The following is a 24,612-nucleotide window of genomic DNA, read 5'->3' as shown; positions in this document are numbered from 1 at the left end:
GCAAGATATCTAAATCATCTATATGATTCAGATATGTCAGTTATTTTGTTCCCTAAAGCTAGATCTAGTCAAGCCCTGAAAACCCTGTATTTGGGGCACCTCATTCGTGGGGAGCATGCATGAATCTGAGCTATTCAGAGATTCTTGCCCTGGCAAGCTCAGGCCTTCAGGCTGCTGGGATCAATTCAAAAGCGGCTTATGAGACTGCACAGTTTCTGGCGCTGGCGGAATTAGATGGGCTAGCCTCGCATGGTTTGGCGAGAGTTCCGCAATATGCTGCGCATGCGAAAAATGGCCGAATTGAGCTAGATCCTAAGTTAAGGGTTCGACCATTTAAAACGGCAGCCGCCTTGGTCGATGCGCGTGATGGCTTGGCTTTTCCTGCACTTCGGTTTGCAACCGACCTATCAGTCAATCTAGCTTCTAAAAATGGCCTAGGTTTAGTAGCTGTGACCAATAGTCATCATTTTGGTGTTGCAGGGCATTATGTTGAAGCTGCGGCACGAGCAGGTTACGTCTCTCTGCTGTTTGGAAATACTCCAGCTGCAATGCCGATGGTCGGTGGTACAAAAGCAATCTTTGGAACTAATCCCTTGGCTGCAGCTTTTCCCATAGCTAGCGGCGATCCTTTAGTGATTGATATGTCACTTTCTGCAGTAGCCCGCGGAAAACTGTTGGTTGCTGCAAAAAATGGTCAAGCGATTCCAGAAGGGTGGGCATTAACTGCAGATGGTAAGCCGACGACTGATCCGCAAGAGGGTTTAAAAGGCTTAATGCTTCCTTTGGGTGGCGATAAAGGGGCCTTGCTTGCCCTCATCGTTGAATTACTAGTGGTTGGACTGTCAGGCAGTCGCTTTTCTTATGAAGCGGATTCCCTTTTTGATACTAAAGGTAATCGCCCGCGTATTGGACAGTTGATCTTAACGATTGATCCTGGTTTGGCGGGCGCATCTATTTTCGCAAGCCGTATTCAGGATTTCTTGCAGGTCTTAAGTGCCGATACTGGTACCCGTCTTCCTGGACAACGTCGTTTTCAGCAGCGTGCTGCAGGATTTAAGGGTGGTGTCACAGTTTCAGATGTGGTTGTGGAAGAAATTCAGACTGGTATCCGCCAGTCATGGACTGAGTAGTTTTTTATAAACGAGATTATTGAGGAGATAGTAATGATCCACTTTGTCGTGCATGAGCCAGCAGATGGCGTAGGTGTAGTAGTAGTTGAAGGCGTAAAGGCCGGAACTGACTTAATTGGTTGGGTCATGGATGGCGACCTAACTCTAAATATCAAGTCTGAAAGTGATATTCCTATTGGTCACAAAATTTCATTGAACGATTTCAAACCAGGTGACACGGTAATGAAATACGGCGTTGATATTGGCAAAGTTGTAGCCCCAATCAAAAAGGGCGAACACCTTCACGTCCAAAACGTAAAAACTAAGCGCTGGTAATCCGGCACCTTACCTACCTATTCATTGAGAGAGATATAAAAAATGACTAATTTGAAAGACGCGACCTTCTTAGGTTATCGCCGTGAAAACGGCCGCATGGGTATTCGTAATCATGTATTGATTTTGCCTTTGGATGACTTATCTAATGCAGCCTGTGAAGCAGTAGCCAACAACATTAAAGGAACGATGGCAATTCCTCACTCCTATGGTCGTTTGCAGTTTGGAGCTGACTTGGATTTACACTTCCGCACCTTAATTGGTACAGGTTCCAATCCGAACGTAGCTGCTGTAGTGGTGATCGGTATTGAGCCGCAGTGGACCAAAATTATCGTTGATGGCATTAAGGCATCAGGTAAGCCAGTTGAGGGATTCTGGATTGAAGGTAATGGCGACACAGCTACGATTGCTTCTGCTAGCAAAGCTGCCTACAACATGATGAAGCATGCGTCTAAGCAAAAACGTGTTTCTGCTCCATTATCTGAGCTATGGGTTTCTACCAAATGCGGTGAATCCGATACTACTTCTGGATGTGGTGCAAACCCAACCGTAGGTGATGCTTTTGATAAGTTGTATGCAATTGGCTCCACCATGGTGTTTGGTGAAACTACCGAGTTAACTGGTGGCGAGCATTTGGTTGAAGCGCGTTGCCGCACTCCTGAAGTGAAGAAAAAGTTCCGCGAAATGTTTGATCGCTACCAGGATGTAATTGAGCGTCATAAGACGAGCGATCTGTCTGACTCTCAGCCTACCAAAGGCAATATTGCAGGTGGTTTAACAACCATTGAAGAGAAGGCTTTGGGTAATATCCAGAAAATTGGTAAGAAATGCATTGTGGATAGCGTGCTGGATAAAGGTGAAGAGCCGAAGATTCCTGGTTTGCATTTTATGGACTCATCATCAGCCGCCGCTGAAATGGTCACCTTGTGCGCAGCAGCAGGTTTTACAGCCCACTTCTTCCCAACAGGTCAGGGTAATGTGATCGGTAATGCAATCCTTCCAGTCATTAAGATTTGCGCTAATCCAAAGACTGTTCGCACGATGGGTGAGCATATCGACGTTGATGTGTCTGGCTTATTGCGTCGCGAAGAGAATATGGATGAGGCGGGAGATAAGCTGTTGGATTGCTTGAAGCGTACCGCTGATGGTGAGTTGACTGCTTCTGAAATTCTCGGTCACCGTGAGTTTGTATTGACTCGTTTATACGAATCAGCATAAGACTGCAGCATGAGAAACCTGACCGCTTACGAGGAAGTTAAGCAAAAGATCACCGAGGATCTGGTCAGGGGTCGATATCCTATGGGGCAGGCATTACCTGCTGAAAAGGATCTATCAAAAGAGTTAGATGTATCTATAGGTACCCTGCGCAAAGCGGTGGACGAGTTGGTTGCGGAAGGTATCGTAGTCCGACGCCAAGGCAGGGGCACCTATGTTGTTGAGCATGATCTCAAAAGACTTCTATATTATTTTTTCCACATTGTTAAACACGATGTTGAGAAAAAGGTTTACCCCAAGGTTGAATTAGTCTCCTTAATTAGCGCTACTGCCAATAAGGAAGAGGCGAGTAAGTTAGACATAAAAGAGGGTGCACCCGTTTGGAGAATTACTAATCGCCTGTCATTGGAAGAGCAGTGCGTCATGATCGATCAGATCACACTAGATAAAAATCGTTTCAAGGAATTAACCCGTGCAGACTTTATTGAGCGCAAGGGTAGTATTTATCAAATGTATCAAATGGAATACGGCCAGACCGTTGTGCGAAGTAGCGAGCGTTTGCGTGCCGGCTTAGCAGGCAAACAGCACGCTGAATGGCTAGGATTAAATCCAGAGTCCCCGGTGCTAGTGATTAGAAGGGTAGCGCTGGGCATTCAGGATGAGCCTCTAGAGTGGCGTGTCTCTACTTTAAATACTGCTCAACATGAGTATTTTAGTGAGTTGGTAGCTTAGTTTGATGTTGGCCACCATTCGGAAAAATATTCCAGGACTGTTAGTTTGTTTGGTCATTGCCATGTCCACCAGTTTTCTTTCTGAGAATTATGGTGGCCCACAGCTGTTGTACGCATTACTGATTGGTTTGTCTCTCCATTTTCTCTATCTCAATGAGGCAGTAAAGCCGGGAATTGATTTTTGTGCCAAAACGGTTCTCCGTTTAGGTGTTGCATTTTTAGGCATTCGGATTACATTTGCCGATATTGGCGCAATTGGCTTGAATACCGGATTAATGGTGATGTTTGCAGTTGCTGCTACGGTAGCCCTTGGATTCCTCCTGGCTAAACTCTTAAAGCTGTCCCCAGACTTTGGATTGATTGCAGGAGGATCTGTTGGTATTTGCGGAGCTTCAGCAGCTTTAGCGGTAGCCTCAGTTCTGCCCAAAACAAAAGAGAATGAGCGATTTACCCTACTTGTAGTAGTTGGGGTAACTGTCCTCTCCACGATTGCCATGGTGGTGTACCCCTTTGCGCTGCAGTTGCTCAATATTACTGCTTTACCTGCAGGTATTTTTCTAGGAGCCACCATTCATGATGTAGCGCAGGTAGTTGCTGCGGGCATGTTGTTTGGCCCTGAGGCAGGTGATGTAGCGACTGTCGTTAAGCTTTTCCGTGTCGCCCTTTTGTTGCCTGTCGTTTTATTTATCTCTATTTTCTTTGGCGCTGAAAAATCATCTCAGCGCTTAGGTTGGGGCAGCCTTCGTCTGATACCAACATTCTTGCTGGGGTTTGTGGCGCTATCAGTCGTTGCATCTATGCAGATTTTGCCAAGCTCAGTTACCCATTCCATTGGTGAAATGTCCCGTTGGATGTTGGTAATTGCTATTGGCGCGGCTGGACTGAAAACTAACTTTCAGGAGTTAGCAAAATTAGGTTGGCAACCGGTAGTCATGTTGGTTGTTGAAACTGTATTTATTGCTGCAATCGGATTAATCTTTATTAGCAGCTCTTTGTAAGAAAGATTTTTAACTGTAAGAGTCCTCAAACTCTTCCATCTTGATAGTGGTCATCAAGAACAGAATTCTGCGTTGGAAGTTTTTTCGTTCAGCCACATTCTCATGTGGCAAGCGATCATGTTCGCGCAATAACTGCGTAATGATCGGGTTGTAGTGCTCTCGGACAGGGGACATCTCAATTCCTTGGTAAATATCTTCTGAGGACCAATTTACCAAGGTGTCTATATATCCACAAGAAACATATAGCGATAACTTAATTACTTTTGGGTATATAGGCTTTTTACTTTTCTACGAATGCACGCTCAAATACATAGTCACCCAATTGACCAAGACTAGGAGATACCTTGAAGCCTTTGGAATCAAGCATCTCAGCAGTTTCTTTGAGCATGGATGGGCTACCGCAGATCATGGCGCGATCGACTGCTGGATCTAATGGGGGTAAGCCAATATCTTTAAACAGTTGCCCTGATTCAATCGCAGTAGTTAAGCGACCAGTGTGCTTAAAAGCTTCGCGCGTCACTGTTGGGTAGTAGATTAATTTCTCGCGAATGATGTCACCAATGTATTCATCTTGAGTGAGCTCATTTTTAATGTAATCACCATAAGCCAGCTCACTTACCAAACGAACACCATGAATTAAGACTACTTTCTCAAACTTCTCATAAGTATCCGGATCACGAATAATGCTCATGAAAGGTGCCAGTCCTGTACCGGTACTAAATAAATATAGGTGCTTACCTGGGTTCAAGTCATCTATGACTAGGGTGCCCACGGATTTCTCGCTGACCAGAATGGGGTCGCCCACCTGAATCTTCTGAAGACGGGAGGTGAGGGGGCCATCTTGAACTTTGATACTTAAAAACTCTAAATGCTCTTCATAATTAGGGCTCGCCACACTGTAGGCGCGAACTAATGGCTTACCTTCAACTTCTAAACCAATCATCAAGAAATGGCCGCTACGAAAGCGTAAACCTTTGTTTCTGGTGGTTGTAAAGCTAAACAGGGTGTCATTCCAGTGATGAACAGTGAGGACGGTTTCAGTGTTGTAGGCAGCCATAAATACGAATTATTAAGGTGTAAATCCTAATTATCCTCATTCTGGGGATGTCTCTATAGATAAAAAAGTATTTAGCATATAAAAAGGGAGTCTTTTACTTATGCCGACTAGCCCCCTATGATTCTTTTATGCCTAATCAAGAGAATCTTATGTCTGCTAAGCCCAAAGTCCAAAAGCCCTTATTTTTAACCATCATCCAGATATTTTTGGGTTTAGCTCTACTGAGCTTATCCACCCACTTGGCCCTGGATAGCGCCCTGTATCTCAATGCCCTTAATCAGAGTGGCCTAAATCAATATCATGCTTTTGGGGTGCTAGTTTGCCTCAGCTTTATTTCAGGGGTTTTCCTGATTGCACAACATGTATTGACCCAAGACGAGGACAGCATTGATGAGCACTTTAATAAGGCGTTAACGTACTAAATCAAGCTAGACTGTGGTCTTATCTTCATAAGGCCACGCCATGACTTCATCGCCACATCAATCGATCTTTGAAAGAGGTGCATGGTATGTGGTGGTGCAGGGAATTCTGATTGGCCTGATCTTATTTGGTCCCCAAGGGTCTCTTCTAGTCAGCTCAGAACCAATGACTGCCATTCTCCAGTCTTGTGGCATTGCGATTGGCTTGCTAGCCACTTTAATCATGGTAATCGCCGTGATTAATCTCGGTAAAAATCTCACTCCTTTGCCTTGCCCAAAAGACAATGCCATTCTGATTCAGGGTGGTCTGTATCAATTTGTACGGCACCCAATCTACTTTGGAGTGCTCTTAGCGGCACTTGCTTGGCTACTCATCTTCCCCGGCATTTATATCTTGATCTATGCCATTGGCCTTTTTTTCTTATTTGATGTCAAAGCAAGGCGGGAGGAGGTCTGGTTGGTAGAGCGTTTTCCGGATTATCGAGACTACCAGCGTAGGGTCAAAAAGTTAATTCCTGCTATCTATTAAAATAGTGTTTTAAGTTATTGGAGTTTTTATGAGTAGCGATCCTTCAGTAAGACTAGTTCAGCAAGCTGATTACCAATTTGCTATTTATTACAACGAAGAGTGTGATCCTGTTTATGGCGATGAGCCACCACCCCTAGGAAAATCACAAGGCGCTACACCATCACAGTTTTTGTTGGCGGGTGTGGCGAATTGCCTGTCTGATTCGCTGCTCTTTGCGCTCAGAAAGTTTAAGCAAAGCCCCGAGCCAATCGAAACGAAGGCCAGTTGTGAAATCGGTAGAAACGCAGAAAACCGTTTGCGTATATTAGCTATCAATGTAGAGATTCGGATTGGCGTTCCAGGCAATACCCTTGAGAACCTTGAGCGTGTATTAGCGCAGTTTCAGGACTTCTGTACTGTATCTTCTAGCGTGAGCTTGGGTATTCCAGTAAATGTGACTGTCATTGACAGCGAGAGCACGAAGTTATATCCAGCGATTTAACCATTCCTGATGTAGTCGAAGAAAAGCCGCAGAGTTTGCATTCTGCGGCTTTTGATTTACGGAGAAGATGTTCTAACTACTTACTCTTCTTCGCGACGCAGATGTGGGAACAGAATTACATCACGAATATTGGGTACGTCAGTTAGCAGCATAACCAAACGGTCAATACCAATACCGCAACCACCAGTCGGGGGCATGCCATATTCCAGGGCACGAATGAAGTCATGGTCAAAGTACATTGCCTCTTCATCACCTGCTTCTTTTTGCTCTACTTGCTTACGGAAGCGATTGGCTTGATCTTCTGCATCATTTAACTCTGAGAAGCCGTTGGCGATTTCACGGCCGGTAATGAATAGCTCAAAGCGTTCGGTAATGCCAGGGCGGGTATCGGATTCACGGGCAAGAGGACTAACTTCGATTGGGTAATCGATGATGTAAGTTGGCTCCCAAAGATGTGACTCAGCCACTAATTCAAACAGAGCGAGTTGAAGAGCACCAATACCAGCGTTCTTGAGAGTAGGGGAGTCTGGGTTCTCGCCACCTTTTTTCAATTCAGCGCGAATGAATGCAGCATCTTCTAATTGAGCTGCTGCATAGCTCTTGTTTGATTGGCCGCAATATTTCAGGATGGCTTCAGTAATTGTTAAGCGCTGAAAAGGTTTGCTGAGATCCAGTTCACGACCTTGGTGGGTTAGAACAGCAGTACCTTGCGCATCCATTGCAGCAGAGCGAATTAAGTTCTCTGTAAAGTCCATCAACCAGCGGTAATCGGTATAGGCTGCATAGAATTCCATCATTGTGAATTCTGGATTGTGACGTGGGCTAACACCCTCATTACGGAAGTTACGATTGATTTCAAATACACGCTCAAAGCCGCCAACCACAAGGCGCTTCAAGTATAGCTCTGGCGCAATGCGCAAGAACATCTGCATATCTAAAGCATTATGGTGCGTAATGAAGGGCTTAGCAGTTGCGCCACCAGGAATCGGGTGAAGCATTGGTGTTTCAACTTCCATGAAGTCTGCATCGAGCATATGGCGACGTAAAGAAGCAATCGTGTTGCTACGCGCTCTGAAAGTGTTGCGACTTTCTGGATTAACAATCAAGTCAACGTAACGTTGGCGATATTTGGTCTCTAAGTCCGATAAACCATGGAACTTATCTGGTAGTGGACGTAAAGACTTGCTCAGCAGGCGCAGGCTACTACATTCAACTGAGAGCTCACCTTTATTAGTCTTGAATAAATGACCTTCAGCAGAGATAAAGTCTCCCATATCCCAGTGCTTGAATGCACCATGAATATCAGCACCGCTGATTTCATCGTTAATGTAGAACTGAATCTGGCCACTACGATCTTGAATCGTGGCAAAGCTGGCTTTACCCATCACCCGCTTGAGTACCATGCGGCCAGCCACTTTGACATGTACTTTCTTGGCTGCCAATTCCTCTTTAGTAAGACTGTCGTAGTGAGTGTGAAGATCTGTGGCTAAGTGGGTCGGTACGAAGTCGTTCGGAAACGCGATTCCACCTTCACGTAACTTGGCTAATTTCTCGCGACGCTCGGCGATGATATGGTTTTCATCTACAGATTCAGTAGTTGGAGCTTGCTTAGGAGTTAAATTCACTGGATCGTTCATATGGAATATTAATAACTAGAATGGGGTAATGAATCAAACGCCTTGTTTCAGGCTGGCTTCAATAAAGGCATCAAGATCGCCGTCTAAAACTTTTTGTGTATTTGATATCTCAACGTTAGTACGTAAGTCTTTAATCCGACTTTGATCCAGCACGTAGGAGCGGATCTGATGACCCCAGCCCACATCGGTTTTGCTAGCCTCAAGCTTATCTTGCTCAGCGCGACGTTTTTGCATCTCATGCTCGTACAGACGTGACTTGAGCATCGTCATCGCTTCGGCTCTGTTGCGGTGCTGGCTTCGGTCATTCTGACACTGCACCACGATTCCGGTGGGCAAGTGGGTTAAGCGAACAGCAGAGTCGGTTTTATTAATATGCTGACCACCCGCACCTGAGGCGCGATAGGTGTCGGTACGAATATCTGCTGGATTAACGTCAATCTCAATCGAGTCATCAATCTCGGGGTATACGTAGATACTGGCAAAAGAAGTATGGCGACCATTAGAGGAATCAAAAGGTGACTTGCGTACTAATCGATGCACACCAGTTTCTGAGCGTAAGTGCCCGTAAGCATATTCACCATCGACCTTGATGGTGGCACTCTTGATGCCGGCTACATCACCATCGGATTCTTCTAGGATTTCTGTTTTGTAGCCTTTGCGCTCGCAATATTTAAGGTACTGACGCAGAAGTATGCTGGCCCAGTCGCAAGCCTCTGTTCCACCTGCGCCCGCTTGAACATCGATAAAGCAATTGCAAGAATCCATTTCGTTATGGAACATGCGGCGGAATTCGAGATCATGAATGATCTTGCTATAACTCTCAACGTCTTGTTCGATAGCAGTAATAGTTTCAAAATCACTTTCTTCTTTAGCCATATCGAATAATTCGAGGGCGCCAGTGAGATTGCTATTCAAATCGGTGAGGGTAGCAACAACACCATCGAGCAATTTCTTCTCTTTGCCGAGGGCTTGTGCTTTCTTTTGATCATCCCAAATGGTGGGATCTTCAAGAATAGAGTTAACTTCCGTAAGGCGTCGTGACTTTACTTCGAAGTCAAAGATACCCCCGAAGTGCTTGCTCACGGGTGAGCAGATCGGACAGAGTATTTGAAATAATATTGAGTTGTTCGGCTTCCATCCCCTGATTATAAGGGGGTTATTCCAGTCTAAGCCTCGTCGTGGGCCTCAATCATGAGTTGTACGCGTGCCTGCCCTTGAAAATGGTCGGTGACTAGGCTATAGGCCAGCTTGGCCTTGGCTGGTAAGGATTGGGTATGGTTAAACCAGACTCCAGTAAATGGCTTGCTAGCCAATGGACCGATTCCAATTGGACGAAGCTGCAGGCGCAGGTGTTTTTCTTTCATGAGGCTTTGCTGTCCAATCTCAAATTCACCATAAAAAATGGGTTGAGGAAAGCCTTGACCCCAGATTTCTTCGGCTAGGAGATCGCCGGTTTCGGGTGTGAATTCAGATAAATCTAGTGGCCCATCATGAATATGGCGACGCTCTAGCAATTCATCATTAAGTAAGCCATTAGCAACCTGCTGAAACACGGCGTCAAACTTTTCAAAATCGGCTTTTCTAATGCTGAGGCCTGCCGCCATGGCATGACCACCAAACTTCAGAATTAATCCAGGCTCACGCTTAGAAACAATATCCAAGGCATCACGTAGATGAAAGCCTGTTAATGATCTACCAGAGCCGCGCAACTCCTCACCGCCAGCGCCATCAGCTGGAGCAAAGACAATTGCGGGACGATTAAATCGTTCTTTCAGGCGCGAGGCAACGATGCCAACTACTCCCTGATGCCACTCTGCATTCCAGAGGCAGATACTGGAACGCTCTGCCATAGTGCCTGCTAGTTGATCTTCAGCGAGATGGGCGAGAGCAGCTTCTTGCATACCGCCTTCAATCACACGCCGCTCGCGATTAATGCGATCAAGTTCGTAAGCTAACTCAATGGCTTCTTCGGGCTGATCGCAAATCAATAAGCGAATGCCTAAAGTCATGTCCGCTAGACGTCCTGCTGCGTTTAAGCGAGGCCCTATAGCAAAACCCAAGTCAAAAGTATTGGCCTTGCGAGGATCGCGAACAGCCGCCTGGAATAGCGCCTGAATACCAGCTTGCGATACGCCTGTTCGAATGCGTTTGAGACCATTAGAAACCAAGATACGATTATTGCGATCAAGCTGTGCCACATCCGCTACGGTACCTAAGGCCACGAGATCCAATAGACTCTCAATCTTAGGTTGAGTCTCAGCAGTAAATTTTCCACGCTTGCGAAGTTCTGCTCGTAGGGCAACTAATAAATAGAACATCACACCCACACCAGCAAGTGCTTTGCTGGGGAAGCTGCAACCTGGTTGATTGGGATTAACTATTGCAGTGGCTTTGGGTAGTCGATCTCCCGGCAGATGGTGGTCAGTAACAATGACTTCCATTCCTAGCTCGCGAGCTCGGTCTACCCCAGCTTCACTGGCGATGCCGTTATCGACTGTAATGAGATATTTGGGTTTGGGGTTTTGTTGAGCGGCAAGATCAACCACCTCTGGAGTTAGTCCGTAGCCCATCGTAAAACGATTGGGCACCAAAAACTGAATGGGCGTATCTGGCCCACCCAACATCTTCAATCCACGCAGAGCAACAGCACATGCTGTGGCGCCATCACAGTCATAGTCTGCTACTACCAGCATGGATTCTTTACGCTCCAAAATATCGGCCAGTAAGGCGGCAGTACTGATGCAGTTTTTTAGCTCTACTGGTGAGAGTAGTTGCTTCAGATCTAAAGAAAGTTCCTCTGGTTTATCAATACCACGAGCTGCATACAGCCTCGCTAATAATGGGTGCAGACCACTTTGCTGTAGCCAGCTAGCCGTGCGATCAGAGAAGGGGCGCTGAGAAAAAAGACTCATACTGAAATGATTTCTTGCCAGGTTAAGGGTTCTGATTTTTTCCAGAAAGCCCATGATTTTTTATTTAAGTCTTTGGCTGTGAAGATTCGGTGGCGAGTTTGACCTTTGGGAAAATCGATCACTTCGATTTCATCTAACTCTTTACTTAAAAGCGCTTTTCTCAAGTTACCCCAAATGCTCTCGGGGCGATCAATCCATGCAAAGGTATTTTGCAGATTTGAGAAATCAATTTCACGCTGTTGAGGGATTGAAAGATATTTAGCTAGCCCAGCTAAGAGGGGGTGATCTCCATAAATCTGGTCTACATTCTCCAGCAATGGAGGAGTCTGAATATTAGCCAGTTTACCGATACCGCTAATCCATAAGGAGTTGATACTGGGGTATCCACGTTGTTCACGCTCCTGATTGACAGAATCAATATGCCAGAGCATCTGAATTTCATTTTGGAGTTTGCGCCAGAGCTTAGCAACTCCAGTTACGTTTGTATCGCGCGGCATCCACCAATCAATATTGCGACCATGCGCTTGATCAATAGAGTGCGTTGCAAGACTAGCAAATGGACCGGCTGAAATAAACCAATCACGCTGACCTTGGAATAACACCTTGTTTCTAAAATCTTCCTCGATGAAGGGGAGGGCAACTTGTAGCAAGCTAGCAGATTCATTTTCTGTCAAATCAATCTGACTTTGAGCCATCAGGATTAAATGATCCCGGGTGGCATGAAGGTGGACTGGTTGAAGACAGGCAATCACTTCATTTGGATTCACTGCTAGATCGCTTTGACCCAATAGCAATACTGGGGCAATTGGCAGTTGATCACCCAGTAGAAAGCGCTCTTGCGGAAGTCCGCTGGGCGGGGTATCACGCTCTAATCCAGCGCTAATAGCATCCTCCCCCGATACCATCAGGGTAAAGCGTTGCGAAGTACTTGTTTGGGAGGTTAAATGAGCAGTCATTCCCCTGATTTTAGGTGGCATTTACAGAATCCATTGGTTTGCTCGTTTAATTCACTAAACTGTAAGCATGTTGAGACTTCCTATTGAGCTAGAAATTGGCCTGCGCTATACCCGATCCAAGCGTCGCAAGACGGTAGGTAAGCGTGATGGCTTTCTGTCTTTTATTTCTGGAATCTCCACTGCAGGCATCGCTTTGGGCGTTGCCGCCCTGATTGTGGTGCTCTCAGTCATGAATGGCTTTCAGAAGGAAGTGCGCGACCGTATGTTGTCCGTCCTTTCCCATGTTGAAATTACCGCCCCAGATGGTTTGGCTAATTGGGAGCCGATTGCACTCAAGGTGGCTGCCCAGCCCCACGTTGTGGGTGTCGCTCCGATGGTCAGCTCGCAAGGTTTGCTCAGTCGCGAGAATGTGATGCGTGGCGTATCTATTCGGGGAGTGCTGCCAAGTGAAGAAGGTAAGGTCTCTGATTTGCCCAAGCAGTTTGTTACCGGCAGCATCGATGATTTAAAACCAGGCACCTTTGGGGTTGCCTTAGGCGCACAGCTTGCCAATATGGTTGGTGCTCGCCTTGGCGATCGCGTGAATTTAATAGTGCCAGAGAGTGATCTCACTCCAGCAGGTGCCATGCCCAGAATGCGGACGCTACAAGTCGTCGGCATCGTGGATAGTGGTCATTATGAATACGACAGCTCTTTAGCCATCATGCATTGGAGGGATGCTGCCGCTTTACTGCGCTTGCAAGACCCATCTGGCTTGCGCGTGAAGGTCGATGATATGCAGCGTGCACCAGAGATAGCTTCTGAATTAGCTCAAGTTGTGCCACAGGCGTTGTGGGTGAGTGACTGGTCGCGCTCCAATCGAAATTGGTTTGCTGCTGTTCAAACTGAACGCAAGATGATGTTCATCATTTTGACCTTGATTATTGCAGTAGCTGCTTTTAATTTGGTATCTACCTTAGTGATGACGGTAAATGAGAAGCAAGCTGATATTGCGATCTTAAGAACGATGGGCGCAAGTCCTGGACTCATTCAGCGAATCTTCTTGGTGCAAGGTTTGGCAATTGGCCTGCTAGGCTCTTTAGCTGGTGTCGGCTTGGGTCTCCTAATAGCGTTAAACATCGATGTGATTGTTCCTGCAATTGAAGCCATCTTCCGCGTGCGTTTCTTGCCACGCGATGTCTACTTTATTAGTGAGTTGCCATCGGACGTTCGTTTGTCTGATGTCCTCACTGTTGGCCTAATGGCTTTTGGCCTTTCTGTATTGGCTACGCTGTACCCTAGTCGACGAGCCGCCCAGGTTCAGCCTGCGGAGGCATTGCGCTATGAGTAATTCCAATCAAATTATTCTGAGTGCATCGGGTTTAGCAAAGACCTATGGCAAAGGACCTACTGCAGTTGATGTCCTGAAGGAAATTGATTTACAGGTAAGCGCTTCTGAGAAGGTTGCCATCGTAGGATCTTCTGGTTCGGGTAAAAGTACCTTACTGCATCTATTGGGTGGCTTAGACAGCCCTAGTGCAGGTACTGTCATGCTTGCTGGGCAGAATCTCCACAAATTGTCGGTAAGTAAATTAGATCAACTACGCAATCACAATCTGGGTTTTATTTATCAATTCCACCATCTTTTGGATGAATTCAGTGCGGTTGAAAATGTCGCCTTGCCTTTACGTATTCGTGGCTTGAGTAATGAAGAGTCCATGGAACGAGCGAGTGTGATGTTGAATGCGGTTGGTCTAGCAAAGCGTGTTCAGCACACACCAGGCGAACTGTCTGGTGGTGAGCGTCAACGTGTTGCAGTTGCCCGTGCGCTAGTTGGCAGCCCTTCTTGTGTTCTAGCGGATGAGCCGACGGGTAATCTCGATACTGAAACAGCCGACGGTGTATTTGACTTAATGTTAGATATTGCTCGTGAGCAGGGCACTGCTTTTGTGATTGTGACCCATGATCCTATTCGCGCGAAACGTTGTGACCGGATTTTGCATTTAGAGCGCGGAGTATTAAAGACCTTCGCACAATGAGCGAAGTGAATACAGACCTTGCATGGGTGGATACCCATTGCCATGTAGATGCTCCGGAGTTCAAAGATACTCTTCCAGAGATTATTTCAAGTGCGGCCGATAAAGGTGTTAAAGCTATTTTGCTACCTACGGTTCAGGCCTCTGATTGGGTGCCAGCTAAACATTTAGCAAGCCAGTACGGCAATAAAATCTCGGGATTAGTCTATACGCTAGGCATTCATCCGCTTTACATTAATCGAGCGCTAGATAGCGATATCGATGTTCTTAAAGAGCAAATTGAGCAATCATTAGATGATCCTCAATTTGTAGGTATTGGTGAGATTGGCTTGGATTATTTTGTTGAGGGACTCGATCCTCAGCGTCAAGAATTTTTCTTTCATAAACAATTGGATTTGGCACAGCAATTTCAATTGCCAGTGATTTTGCATGTGCGCCGTTCACAGGATGCCATTCTGAAAGCGCTCCGTAAGAGAACAGTTCCTAGCGGTATTGCGCATGCCTTTAATGGTAGTCATCAGCAGGCCGAGCAATTTATTGAATTGGGATTTAAGTTGGGCTTTGGTGGAGCGGCAACCTACGATCGAGCGTTACAGATTCGCCGTCTCTTAAAAGAGCTGCCTTTAGAAAGCATTGTTACTGAAACTGATTCTCCTGACATTCCGCCAGCCTGGTTAAAAGAGGAGGGCGGCAAGTTCAATGAACCTGCTTTGCTTCCCAGAATCGCTAGCCAATTGTCAGACATTCGTGGAATCAGTGAAGAAGTATTTTCAAAAGCAGTTTGGCAAAACGCCATGCAAGCATTACCCCGTTGGTCATCCTTAATGACTGACAACCCAGACCTACTCCCTACCTCTTAAGAACTTGCGTATCAATATTGCGGCGTTTATCGCCGGGGGATCGCTACTTCTATTTTTACCTACTGTGCCAGAGCATTGGCGTTGGATGTGTACTACGATCATCATCGTTTCTCTATTGGGTTTTTACCTCAATCGCTCATTGATCCAATATCGCTATGCAAGCGTCCTATTACTGGCAGTTTGTTTTTGCACCTTGGGATTTGCTTGGAATGCCCATTACTCACAGGATCGTTTAAGCAATATCCTATCCATAGAGCATGAGGGTAAAGACCTTATGCTGAAGGGTAGGGTCAATGCCTTACCCCAGAGTGCTTCCAGTGGTGCAAAGTTTTCTTTTGAGGTAGATCAGGCATTTTTGGGGCGCGAAAGGATTGAAACATTTCCTCCGCAGGTCTATTTAAGTTGGCAGCCTGCATGGCGTAATCCTCAGGATGTGCCCGAAGTCATTCCGGGTCAGCGCTGGGAATTGAAGGTCAAAATCAAAAGACCTTATGGATCTCTCAATCCCCACACTTTTGATTTTGAGCGCTGGGCCTTCCATCAAGACTTTGGTGCAAGCGGATCAGTTAGGTCAGGACAATTAATTCTTGAGAAGGACATTGCCTTTACCGAATTTGCTCTAGCCATGGAGTATCAGCGTTGGAAGTTAAGGCAAAAGATTCAGCGCTTACTGCCAAAAGATGCTCGTTATGGCGGAGTAATTGCTGCCTTAGTGATGGGAGATCAAAATGCAATCGACCAAGAAGATTGGCGTGTATTTAATGCTACTGGAATCGGACATCTCATCTCTATATCGGGTCTTCATGTCACGATGTTGGCTGGATTTGGTGCCATGCTCGCAACATTTCTCTGGCGTCGTAAAACACTTCCACTTTGGGTTCCGGTTGGCAAGGTCGCTGCTGCAGTAGGATTTTTGACAGCCTTCGTATATGCGTGGTTGGCAGGCTTTCAGATTCCGGCGCAGCGAACGATGTATATGGTTGGGGTGGTTGCCTTTGCCTTATGGTCCGGCAGAAATCCTCGCTCATTTGATATCTGGTGGTGGGCCCTATTTTTTGTTCTAGTCATTGATCCGATGGCGCCCTATACGCCGGGTTTCTGGCTTTCTTTTGGAGCGGTAGCTGCGATTTTGTATGCCATGCAGGATTCTGATGGCTTATTGGGCTTACCTACCGGTAGAGAGTTGGAGGGTTATTGGAAAGATAGAGTGATTCAGGCGCTTCGTGAAGCATGCCGGGTTCAAGCGGTTGTCACCATTGCACTTCTACCCTTAACCTTATTCTGGTTTTATCAAGTCTCAATCGTATCGCCACTTGCAAATGCTATTGCTATTCCTGTGGTGAGTTATATAGTGACTCCCCTAGCTATTGCTGGCGCCTTATTGCCTGATTTCATTGGTAAGTGCTTATTGATACCAGCACATGCCACGATGGACTACTTGGCAATCATGCTTGCATGGATGGCTAATTGGAAATGGTCAATCGCTTGGTCTAGCCAGCCAGCCTGGTGGGCAATAGCCTTATCCACTATCGGAATCACTATAGCGATTCGTCCTGGGTCTATACAAGAGGCTTGGGTGTCGAGAGTGATGGGTCTCGTGTTGTGCGCAACTCTATTTATTCAGCCGCTGACTAATAGTCATTTGGGAAAAGGCGAGTTCCGCGCGACGGTACTAGATATAGGTCAAGGTACGGCAGTCCTAATCGAAACTAAAACAAAACGACTGCTATACGACACCGGACCTATTCAGGGAAAGGATAATGCGGGCCAAAGAATCATCCTACCGTATTTGAGGGGAAGAGGGATCAATCACATTGATCGCATGGTAATTAGCCATAGTGATAGCGACCACATTGGAGGCGCCGCAACTCTGCTGAAAGAAATCAACTTCGACTCCATGATGGGGTCTCTTCCAAGCACCAATCCATTGCTCGCCAATTTAGAAGCAAGGAAAATACCCGCTATTCCCTGTCGCTTTCGTCAGCAATGGTCATGGGATGGAGTGGACTTTTATATTTGGCATCCGCATGAGCAGACAGTCTTTGAGGATCAGCACCCTAGAAAGCCCAATGAAGTCAGTTGCGTTCTGGAAGTTCGGAATCAAACCACCTCATTTTGGTTGACGGGCGATGTAGAAAAGCGGGGTGAGACTGAAATCACTGAGCGCTTAACCCAAAAAGCCATCAATCATTTAAAGGATAAGTATTTGATATTCATGGCGCCACACCACGGTAGCAAAACATCCTCTTCTCAAGAGCTCTTAACATCGCTCAGTCCTGATGAAGCATTTGCTCAAAACGGGTATCGCAACCGATACGGCCATCCACATCCTACAGTCACCGCCCGATACCAAAGTATGAATATTCCGTTTTATCAAACACCAACTTCTGGTGCACAGGTTTGGGAATTTCCAGCTCAATCAGAGCGTAAGCAGACTGAGCCTCGATTTTGGCGACAGGATAGAAAGCGGCTATGGCATCGAGAGGCGCGATAGAGAAACTTTGGTGTGTATGGTGTGTATAATATAAGGGAGATAGATGCATAGCAAAAAGCTAATTGAGCTTTTGAAGGGTGATGGATGGGTATTAAGCAGAACAAAAGGATCGCATCACATATTTACTCATAAAACAAAGTCTGGCCATGTCTGCATCCCGCAACCAAGAAAAGACTTAGGTATGGGGTTGATAGAAAAAATACTGAAACAAGCCAGATTAAAAGAGGGGTCTTAGATGAAATATCCAATAGCGATTGAGCCAGGAAGTGAGAAAAACGCATGGGGAGTTGTTGTTCCAGATTTGCCTGGTTGTTTTTCTGCTGCTGATGGCGGTCTTGATGAAGCAATAGATCAGGCCAAAGAGGCTATAGAGCTTTGGATTGAGATGGCTTTGGATGGGGGCCAAGTAATACCAAAGCCTAGCTCCTTAAGAGAGCTGCAAAAGAAAAAAGAATTTAAGGGCTGGGCTTGGGCAATTGTAGAAATTGATCCAGCATTGCTTTCGGATGAAATTGAGAGAATAAATATCACTCTGCCAAAAAAGGTTTTGGCTAGGTTGGATGCAAAAGCAAAAAAGGCTGGAGAAAACAGATCTGCATTCATTGCGCATTTGGCGCTAACTGCTTGATGAGTTAAATTCCTTGAGATCTTAATGCTGGCCAATACATGACCTAGAAAAGCAAAAAGGCTTTAAAGACATAATCGCCTTCAAAGCCCTCTACTTGTTTGGTTGCGGGGGCAGGATTTGAACCTACGACCTTCGGGTTATGAGCCCGACGAGCTGCCAGACTGCTCCACCCCGCGTCTGAAGCTGTGATTCTACCATTTTTTGACCACCTCTGTCGAGCTATTCATGGAAATCGCACTTGAGAAGGCTATTTTTTCATTGAAAAAAGACTGTAGAGTCAGCATGCATAAGGAGTAACATATTGCCACGCAACATTCACTAAGGGCTTTCAAATGTCAATTAGCAACCCTGAATTTTCGAATTCGACTTTATTAAAGCCAGTTGATCTGCATGACGATCACAACGGCCATAAAAAAGGTCTTGCGACGATGATGCTTGCCGCAATTGGCGTAGTGTTTGGTGATATTGGCACTAGTCCTTTGTACGCTCTCAAAGAATGTTTTGATCCTAAGCACGGCATCCCGTTTTCGCCAGAGGCATTATTTGGTGTGATCGCAATGATGATCTGGTCATTAATTTTGGTGGTGACCTTTAAGTATGTTTTATTTGTGATGCGAGCCGACAACAAAGGTGAGGGTGGCGTTTTATCTCTGATGGCTTTGGCGCTAAGATCATTTGATAGTAAATCGAAGAGTTATTTCTTTTTAATGATTTTAGGAATGCTCGGAGCTTGTATGCTCTTGGGAGAATCTGTGATTACTCCAGCAATTTCAGTGTTATCTGCTGTTGAGGGTATCGAAATTGCAGCGCCTGGGCTGCATAAATTTATCATCCCCATTTCCTTAACAATCTTGGTTGCCCTATTCTTGATTCAAAAATATGGCACGGCGGCTGTTGGTAATCTATTTGGCCCGGTCACACTCACTTGGTTTATCACTCTGGCTGTATTGGGTGTCATTAATATTGGCGCAGCGCCGCAAATCATCGGCGCAATTAATCCAATGTATGCGGTGCAGTTTGTGCTAGATCATCCAACCACTGCCTATATTGTGATGGGCGCTGTCGTCTTGGTTGTTACTGGTGTTGAAGCGCTCTACTTAGACATGGGCCACTTCGGAAGAAACCCTGTCCGATATGCTTGGCTCATTATCGTCTTGCCTAGCCTTTTAATTAATTACTTAGGACAAGGCGCACTCTTGTTATCCAATCCAGAGGCTGCCTCTAACCCATTTTATTTAATGGTTCCCGATTGGGCTTTATGGCCTGTTGTTGGTCTTGCTACTGCAGCTACAGTCATTGCATCGCAAGCGGTGATTTCAGGCGCTTACTCTTTGGTGAGTCAAGCTATATTGCTTGGTTTTATGCCGCGCATGACCATCATGCACACCTCTGATTCAGAGCAGGGACAAATCTATATTCCCGTGGTGAATTGGGCCCTCTTATTCATGGTGGTTGTTACCATTATTGAATTTAGAGAATCAGTAAATTTAGCAGCTGCTTATGGAATTTCTGTGACATCTACCATGATGATTACTGCAATTTTGTTGGGAGTGGTGATGTATCGTGAGTGGAAAATGAACATTTTCCTGGTGCTTTGTTTAACAGCCATCTTCTTTGCTTTAGATTTTGCTTTTTGGTCAGCCAATTTAATTAAGATCAAAGATGGCGGCTGGTACCCATTATTTCTAGGCCTCATCATTTTCACTTGTTTAATTACTTGGTATCGTGGGCGTAAGTTATTGCGCACTAAAGTAGAAGAGGGCGCTATTCCTTTGCAAGCCTTTGTTTCTAGTCTATTAGCCCACCCACCTCATCGTGTCGAGGGTACTGCTATTTTTCTGACGGCTCACGTCGATTTTGTACCAATCGCGATGTTGCATAATCTAAAACACAATCGTGTGATGCATGAGCGTATCTTTTTTGTCAAATTGAGTACTTGGGATGTGCCCTATGTTAATGATAGTGAGCGCATTACGATGAAGGACTTTGGGGGCGGTATTTATTTGGTGAGAGCGGTACATGGCTTTAAAGAATCTCCAGATATCAATAAGGTACTGGAGTTAATTCAAAAGCAAGAAAACATTGAATTTAATGTCATGGATACCTCTTTCTTTGTTTCTCGAGACACTATTGTCCCGTCGGCAAATCCGGGGATGGCCTTATGGAGAGAGAAACTGTTTGGTTGGATGATGCAAAACGCAGCCAAGCCATCGGACTTCTTTAAAATTCCTACCAATCGTTTGGTTGAACTCGGTGCAAAGGTAGAGATTTGATCAGGCCACTTTCTTTGCGCTTCTTTGGAGCTTTCTTGTTGATTTGCTCCTTCAGCACCCTGACGCTTGCAACCCCTGCAGAAGAGGCTCAGTTAGAGCAGTTAGATAAGATTGAACGTGATCTCGAGTTGCAACGGGATTGGGCTAAGTATCGCTGGGATAAAACCAATTCAGAGTGCTATCAAAAATATTGGGTTAATGACTGCCTAAAAGATTCACGTGCGCTTTATCGTAAAGAAATCGATCCGATTCGTGTGCAAGAAGTAGAGTTACATGAAGTGCAGCGTAAGTTACGCGCCAGTATTAAAGATCAACGCGATGCCACCAAGATTGCTGAACGTGCTTCTGCTGAAAAAGCGGCTGAGCGTTCAGCCAATCAAAAAGAATTTGAAGAGAAGCAAAAAGCTGCTGCTGCTCGTGCGGCAGACCTAGAGCAACGTCGCAAAGATGCGCCTAAGCGTGCTCAAGAAAATAAAGCGGGCACTCAGCTCGATTAATCCTTTGGCTAAAATAAAAACAATCTATATCTGTCAGTCATGCGGCGGGACCTCTGCCAAATGGCAAGGTCAGTGCCCCTCATGCCAGGCATGGAATACCTTGGAAGAAGGTGTTCCTGAGGTCAGCTCAAATACCCGCTTTCAGGGTTTGGCGCAGTCGCTCCCCCGTCAAAAACTATCCGCTATTTCTGCTGAAGATCTCCCACGCTTTAGCACTGGTGTAGAAGAGTTTGATCGCGTATTAGGTGGCGGATTAGTTCCCGGTGGCGTGGTTCTGTTGGGCGGCGATCCTGGGATTGGTAAATCCACCCTCTTGCTTCAAGCCCTCGCTGAGATGAGTGCTGCAGGTATGAACGTTCTTTACAGTAGTGGTGAGGAGTCTGCGGCGCAAATTGCATTACGTGCAAAACGCATTGCACTCGATGCGCCACAATTAGAAGTGCTCGCTGAGATTCAGTTAGAAAAGCTCTTATCCATTATGGATACCGTGAAGCCACAGGTCTTAGTGGTGGATTCGATTCAGACTTTGTATTCAGAGGTACTCAGCTCAGCTCCTGGTTCGGTTGCTCAAGTGCGAGAGTGTGCGGCCCAGTTAACCAGGGCTGCTAAATCTAGTGGTATTTGCGTCTTGATGGTGGGGCACGTGACTAAAGATGGACATTTAGCTGGCCCTCGTGTGCTCGAGCACATTGTGGATACCGTCTTGTATTTTGAGGGTGATACCCATTCCTCATTTAGATTGGTACGCTCGATTAAAAACCGTTTTGGCGCAGTCAATGAGCTCGGTGTATTTGCGATGACTGAAAAAGGTCTGCGTGGCGTTGCTAACCCTTCAGCTATTTTTCTTTCACAGCATGCGGAGATGGTTCCGGGTGCCTGCGTATTGGTTACACAAGAGGGTAGTCGCCCACTCTTGGTAGAAATTCAGGCACTAGTAGATACTGCGCATATTCCAAATCCTCGTCGCTTGGCAGTTGGTTTGGAGCAAGCGCGTTTAGCCATGCTCTTAGCAGTACTGCATCGTCACGCTGGTGTTGCCTGCTTCGATCAAGATGTCTTCTTAAATGCAGTAGGTGGTGTGAAGATCTCAGAGCCAGCAGCAGACTTAGCAGTGCTATTGGCAATTCAGTCTTCGATTCGTAATAAGGCCTTGCCTAAAGAGTTGATCGTATTTGGTGAGGTTGGTTTGGCGGGAGAGATTCGTCCATGCCCACGTGGTCAAGAGCGTCTGAAAGAGGCAGCGAAGCTGGGCTTTACTGTAGCCATTATTCCGAAGGCTAATATGCCGAAGACAAAGATCCCAGGATTAAGGGTGATTCCGGTAGAGCGTATTGATCAGGCTATCTCTGCAGCAGCAGAGCTCAGTTAAAGCAATCATAATTTAGCGCAAGTCTTCCGCTTGAATAAGAAGTACTTGCTCGTCCCCTGCAGATACCTCCATCCAAATGACCGGGATTTGAGGGAAGGCTTTTTTAAAGTACTCATACTCATTGCCAATCTCAATCAGAATAGCGCCACGTTCAGATAGATAGTCTGGTGCGGCAGCAATAATCTTCCGAATCAGATCCATGCCATCATCACCACCTGCCAATGCAAGAGCAGGCTCCGCATGGTATTCAGCGGGCAGGACATTCATCGAATTTGCATTAACGTAAGGCGGATTACAAATGATGAGATCAAAGAGATTATCTTCATGAGGTTCTGGAAGCGCATCCCAGAGATCACCCTCAAAAAGCTCTATCTGTGAAGTCAGGCTATGACGATCGAGATTGCGAGACGCCACTGCTAATGCAGGCAAACTAATGTCACAGGCGCTTACATGAATGTCGGGACAAGTTAAGGCTAACAAAATTGCTAAAGAGCCATTGCCAGTGCAAAGATCGAGCGCTTTGCCATCAGCAGGCAGCCAGGGCCCTAGTGAACCATCTACGATGAGCTCGGCTATCCAAGAGCGGGGAACAATGCTTTGCTCGCTAGAGAAAAAAGGTACACCCATTAACCAGGCTTCACCTAAGATATAAGCCAATGGCTTACGTGTGGAGATGCGGGTTTGTGTCACTTCAAGTGCCTGAGTAATTTGCTCGGCACTCATCACTTGCTCTAAGTGATCCAGCGCATCTGCAGGACTTAAGTTAAGTTGTTTACTGGCAATCCAGAGAGCTTCACTTTGCGCATCAATAGCACCATGACCATAATGCAAATCTGCCATTTCTAATTCTTGTGCAATCTGATCAATACATTGATCGAGCGTCAGAGATTGCTGGGGCGCAGGGTCCATGAGGAATGTTTATAAGAAAAGTAATTGATTAAACAGTCTCAAGCAACCAGTTGCTCGAGTGTCTTGCGATAGATATTTTTGAGCGGCACAACATCATCCACAATCACGCACTCATCAATCTTGTGGCTGGTCGCATTGAGCGGGCCAAATTCGACAACTTCTTTGCAGATCTTCGCAATAAAGCGACCATCACTTGTGCCGCCAGTAGTGGAGAGTTCTGTATCAATTTTGGTTTCGGCTTTAATGGCTTTACGTATGGCGCCAGCAAGAGCGCCATCACCAGTAATAAATGGGCTGCCACCTAAGACCCAATCAATTTCAAAATCGAGACCTGCGGCTTTGAGAATTCCTTCTAGGCGGCTACACAATTCCTCTGGCTTACTCTCAGTGGAGAAGCGGAAGTTGAAATCAATCGCTAGCTCGCCGGGAATGACGTTGTTCGCACCAGTACCTGCATGAATATTCGAAATCTGAAAGCTCGTAGGCTGGAAATACTGGTTACCTTTATCCCACTCAGTCTCAACTAGCGCTTGAATTGCAGGAGCTGAAAGATGAATTGGATTTTTACCTAGGTGAGGGTAGGCGATGTGCGCCTGAATACCCTTAACCCGAAGTTTGCCGGAGAGTGATCCGCGGCGACCATTTTTAATCATGTCACCGAGTTGATCAACTGAAGTTGGCTCACCAATCACGCAGTAATCTAAACGCTGACCTTGTTTTTGCAAGCGCTCGCACATAATGACAGTGCCGTCATTGGCGGGACCTTCTTCATCGCTTGTAATCAAAAAAGCAATCGTACCTTTGTGATCAGGGTGGGTGATGACAAACTCTTCGGTGGCGACCACAAATCCTGCAAGAGAGGTTTTCATATCCGCAGCCCCACGACCGTAAAGCATGCCATCTCTAATGGTTGGGGTAAACGGATCATTGGTCCACTTCTCTAGTGGGCCAGTTGGCACAACATCAGTATGGCCAGCAAACACTAAGACCTTACCTTGATCTCCAGACACACCTTTTTTGATTGCCCACAAATTGGTAACCTGAAAATTCTCGGGACCACTCACTACGCTCTCTGTGTGAAAACCAATGGCTTGAAGGCGTTTGGCAATGAGATCCTGACAGCCTCCGTCCGCCGGGGTGACCGAGCGGCAAGAGATGAGGGCTTCAGTTAACTCTAGGGTGGCACTCAT

General features: G+C 46.1%; 25 protein-coding genes and 1 tRNA gene. 17 read left to right on the top strand and 9 right to left on the bottom strand.

The window, feature by feature from the left end; genetic code table 11:
- Positions 1-119: 119 nt before the first annotated feature.
- The 5 genes from ICN26_RS09320 to ICN26_RS09300 are packed head-to-tail and all read left to right on the top strand — an operon-like array spanning position 120 to position 4,386.
- Positions 120-1,130 carry an Ldh family oxidoreductase gene (locus tag ICN26_RS09320; protein ID WP_216268137.1) on the top strand — a complete coding sequence of 337 codons (1,011 nt, stop codon included), beginning with the start codon at positions 120-122 and terminating at the stop codon, positions 1,128-1,130.
- A 33-nt stretch (positions 1,131-1,163) separates the two neighbouring features.
- Positions 1,164-1,445 (top strand): SAF domain-containing protein, encoded by a 282-nt coding sequence (locus tag ICN26_RS09315; protein ID WP_015421504.1) that lies wholly within the window; start codon positions 1,164-1,166, stop codon positions 1,443-1,445.
- 42 nt (positions 1,446-1,487) lie between these two features.
- On the top strand, positions 1,488-2,660 hold the full coding sequence (locus tag ICN26_RS09310; RefSeq protein WP_216268136.1) for a UxaA family hydrolase: 1,173 nt from the start codon (positions 1,488-1,490) through the stop codon (positions 2,658-2,660).
- A gap of 9 nt (positions 2,661-2,669) precedes the next feature.
- On the top strand, positions 2,670-3,389 hold the full coding sequence (locus ICN26_RS09305) for a GntR family transcriptional regulator (RefSeq protein WP_216268135.1): 720 nt from the start codon (positions 2,670-2,672) through the stop codon (positions 3,387-3,389).
- Positions 3,390-3,393: 4 nt separating this feature from the next.
- On the top strand, positions 3,394-4,386 hold the full coding sequence (locus ICN26_RS09300; protein WP_216268134.1) for a YeiH family protein: 993 nt from the start codon (positions 3,394-3,396) through the stop codon (positions 4,384-4,386).
- Positions 4,387-4,395: 9 nt separating this feature from the next.
- Here ICN26_RS09300 and ICN26_RS09295 read toward each other — a convergent pair whose 3' ends face one another.
- Both ICN26_RS09295 and ICN26_RS09290 read right to left on the bottom strand, forming a co-directional pair.
- The gene (locus tag ICN26_RS09295; protein WP_170217003.1) at positions 4,396-4,560 is read right to left on the bottom strand and encodes a hypothetical protein; all 165 of its coding nucleotides are present in this window, start codon (positions 4,558-4,560) and stop codon (positions 4,396-4,398) included.
- Positions 4,561-4,666: 106 nt separating this feature from the next.
- Complete coding sequence (locus ICN26_RS09290; RefSeq protein ID WP_216268133.1) at positions 4,667-5,443, bottom strand: ferredoxin--NADP reductase; 777 nt, start codon at positions 5,441-5,443, stop codon at positions 4,667-4,669.
- Positions 5,444-5,592: 149 nt separating this feature from the next.
- Between ICN26_RS09290 and ICN26_RS09285 the strand changes: the two genes are divergently transcribed.
- Genes ICN26_RS09285 through ICN26_RS09275 form a run of 3 tightly spaced genes read left to right on the top strand, consistent with a single transcriptional unit; the run spans position 5,593 to position 6,872 of the window.
- The gene (locus ICN26_RS09285) at positions 5,593-5,865 is read left to right on the top strand and encodes a hypothetical protein (RefSeq protein WP_216268132.1); all 273 of its coding nucleotides are present in this window, start codon (positions 5,593-5,595) and stop codon (positions 5,863-5,865) included.
- Positions 5,866-5,905: 40 nt separating this feature from the next.
- Positions 5,906-6,391, top strand: coding sequence for a methyltransferase family protein (locus ICN26_RS09280; protein ID WP_216268131.1), 486 nt, complete (start codon positions 5,906-5,908; stop codon positions 6,389-6,391).
- Positions 6,392-6,419: 28 nt separating this feature from the next.
- Positions 6,420-6,872 (top strand): OsmC family protein, encoded by a 453-nt coding sequence (locus ICN26_RS09275; RefSeq protein WP_216268130.1) that lies wholly within the window; start codon positions 6,420-6,422, stop codon positions 6,870-6,872.
- Between the two features lie 80 nt (positions 6,873-6,952).
- On the opposite strand, the gene lysS is transcribed toward ICN26_RS09275, so the two are convergent.
- The 4 genes from lysS to ICN26_RS09255 form a co-directional block, all read right to left on the bottom strand.
- On the bottom strand, positions 6,953-8,509 hold the full coding sequence (lysS, locus tag ICN26_RS09270) for a lysine--tRNA ligase (RefSeq protein ID WP_216268129.1): 1,557 nt from the start codon (positions 8,507-8,509) through the stop codon (positions 6,953-6,955).
- A 33-nt stretch (positions 8,510-8,542) separates the two neighbouring features.
- Positions 8,543-9,647, bottom strand: a protein-coding gene (gene prfB, locus ICN26_RS09265; protein ID WP_216268128.1) for a peptide chain release factor 2 whose coding sequence is annotated in 2 segments (ribosomal slippage) — positions 8,543-9,565 and positions 9,567-9,647 — 1,104 coding nt in all. Because the reading frame shifts where the segments join, the coding sequence is not laid out codon by codon here.
- 28 nt (positions 9,648-9,675) lie between these two features.
- Positions 9,676-11,421 (bottom strand): single-stranded-DNA-specific exonuclease RecJ, encoded by a 1,746-nt coding sequence (gene recJ / locus ICN26_RS09260; protein ID WP_216268127.1) that lies wholly within the window; start codon positions 11,419-11,421, stop codon positions 9,676-9,678.
- Positions 11,418-12,377, bottom strand: coding sequence for a hypothetical protein (locus ICN26_RS09255; RefSeq protein ID WP_255534465.1), 960 nt, complete (start codon positions 12,375-12,377; stop codon positions 11,418-11,420). Before ICN26_RS09255 ends, recJ begins: the two co-directional genes overlap by 4 nt.
- Before the next feature lie 70 nt (positions 12,378-12,447).
- On the opposite strand from ICN26_RS09255, the gene ICN26_RS09250 reads away from it, so the two are divergent.
- The 6 genes from ICN26_RS09250 to ICN26_RS09225 are packed head-to-tail and all read left to right on the top strand — an operon-like array spanning position 12,448 to position 18,374.
- A complete protein-coding gene (locus tag ICN26_RS09250) occupies positions 12,448-13,707 on the top strand; it encodes a lipoprotein-releasing ABC transporter permease subunit (protein WP_216268452.1) in 1,260 nt (419 codons plus the stop codon).
- Positions 13,700-14,395: a lipoprotein-releasing ABC transporter ATP-binding protein LolD gene (gene lolD, locus ICN26_RS09245; protein ID WP_216268125.1), complete on the top strand. Its 696-nt coding sequence runs from the start codon at positions 13,700-13,702 to the stop codon at positions 14,393-14,395. The genes ICN26_RS09250 and lolD overlap by 8 nt, the downstream gene beginning before the upstream one ends.
- Positions 14,392-15,252 (top strand): TatD family hydrolase, encoded by an 861-nt coding sequence (locus tag ICN26_RS09240; protein ID WP_216268124.1) that lies wholly within the window; start codon positions 14,392-14,394, stop codon positions 15,250-15,252. The genes lolD and ICN26_RS09240 overlap by 4 nt, the downstream gene beginning before the upstream one ends.
- A gap of 4 nt (positions 15,253-15,256) precedes the next feature.
- A complete protein-coding gene (locus ICN26_RS09235; RefSeq protein WP_255534464.1) occupies positions 15,257-17,746 on the top strand; it encodes a DNA internalization-related competence protein ComEC/Rec2 in 2,490 nt (829 codons plus the stop codon).
- Between the two features lie 43 nt (positions 17,747-17,789).
- A complete protein-coding gene (locus ICN26_RS09230; RefSeq protein WP_216268123.1) occupies positions 17,790-17,981 on the top strand; it encodes a type II toxin-antitoxin system HicA family toxin in 192 nt (63 codons plus the stop codon).
- Positions 17,982-18,374 carry a type II toxin-antitoxin system HicB family antitoxin gene (locus tag ICN26_RS09225; RefSeq protein ID WP_216268122.1) on the top strand — a complete coding sequence of 131 codons (393 nt, stop codon included), beginning with the start codon at positions 17,982-17,984 and terminating at the stop codon, positions 18,372-18,374. It begins immediately after the preceding gene.
- A 99-nt stretch (positions 18,375-18,473) separates the two neighbouring features.
- Here the strand turns inward: ICN26_RS09225 and ICN26_RS09220 are convergent.
- Positions 18,474-18,550, bottom strand: a tRNA-Met gene (locus ICN26_RS09220).
- A 252-nt stretch (positions 18,551-18,802) separates the two neighbouring features.
- Between ICN26_RS09220 and ICN26_RS09215 the strand changes: the two genes are divergently transcribed.
- The 3 genes from ICN26_RS09215 to radA are packed head-to-tail and all read left to right on the top strand — an operon-like array spanning position 18,803 to position 22,513.
- Positions 18,803-20,647 carry a potassium transporter Kup gene (locus ICN26_RS09215; protein WP_255534491.1) on the top strand — a complete coding sequence of 615 codons (1,845 nt, stop codon included), beginning with the start codon at positions 18,803-18,805 and terminating at the stop codon, positions 20,645-20,647.
- A 35-nt stretch (positions 20,648-20,682) separates the two neighbouring features.
- Positions 20,683-21,144, top strand: a complete 462-nt coding sequence (locus ICN26_RS09210) for a hypothetical protein (protein WP_255534463.1) — start codon at positions 20,683-20,685, stop codon at positions 21,142-21,144.
- A 4-nt stretch (positions 21,145-21,148) separates the two neighbouring features.
- Positions 21,149-22,513, top strand: a complete 1,365-nt coding sequence (radA, locus tag ICN26_RS09205; RefSeq protein WP_215333120.1) for a DNA repair protein RadA — start codon at positions 21,149-21,151, stop codon at positions 22,511-22,513.
- 12 nt (positions 22,514-22,525) lie between these two features.
- On the opposite strand, the gene prmB is transcribed toward radA, so the two are convergent.
- Complete coding sequence (gene prmB / locus ICN26_RS09200) at positions 22,526-23,422, bottom strand: 50S ribosomal protein L3 N(5)-glutamine methyltransferase (protein ID WP_216268119.1); 897 nt, start codon at positions 23,420-23,422, stop codon at positions 22,526-22,528.
- 38 nt (positions 23,423-23,460) lie between these two features.
- Positions 23,461-24,612 (bottom strand): succinyl-diaminopimelate desuccinylase, encoded by a 1,152-nt coding sequence (gene dapE, locus ICN26_RS09195; protein WP_216268118.1) that lies wholly within the window; start codon positions 24,610-24,612, stop codon positions 23,461-23,463.

It is taken from the genome of Polynucleobacter hallstattensis, from assembly GCF_018881835.1.
Taxonomy (GTDB): Bacteria; Pseudomonadota; Gammaproteobacteria; order Burkholderiales; family Burkholderiaceae; genus Polynucleobacter; species Polynucleobacter hallstattensis.
The sequence above is the reverse complement of the archived record's forward strand: the minus strand, read 5'-3'. Positions and strand labels throughout refer to the sequence as shown.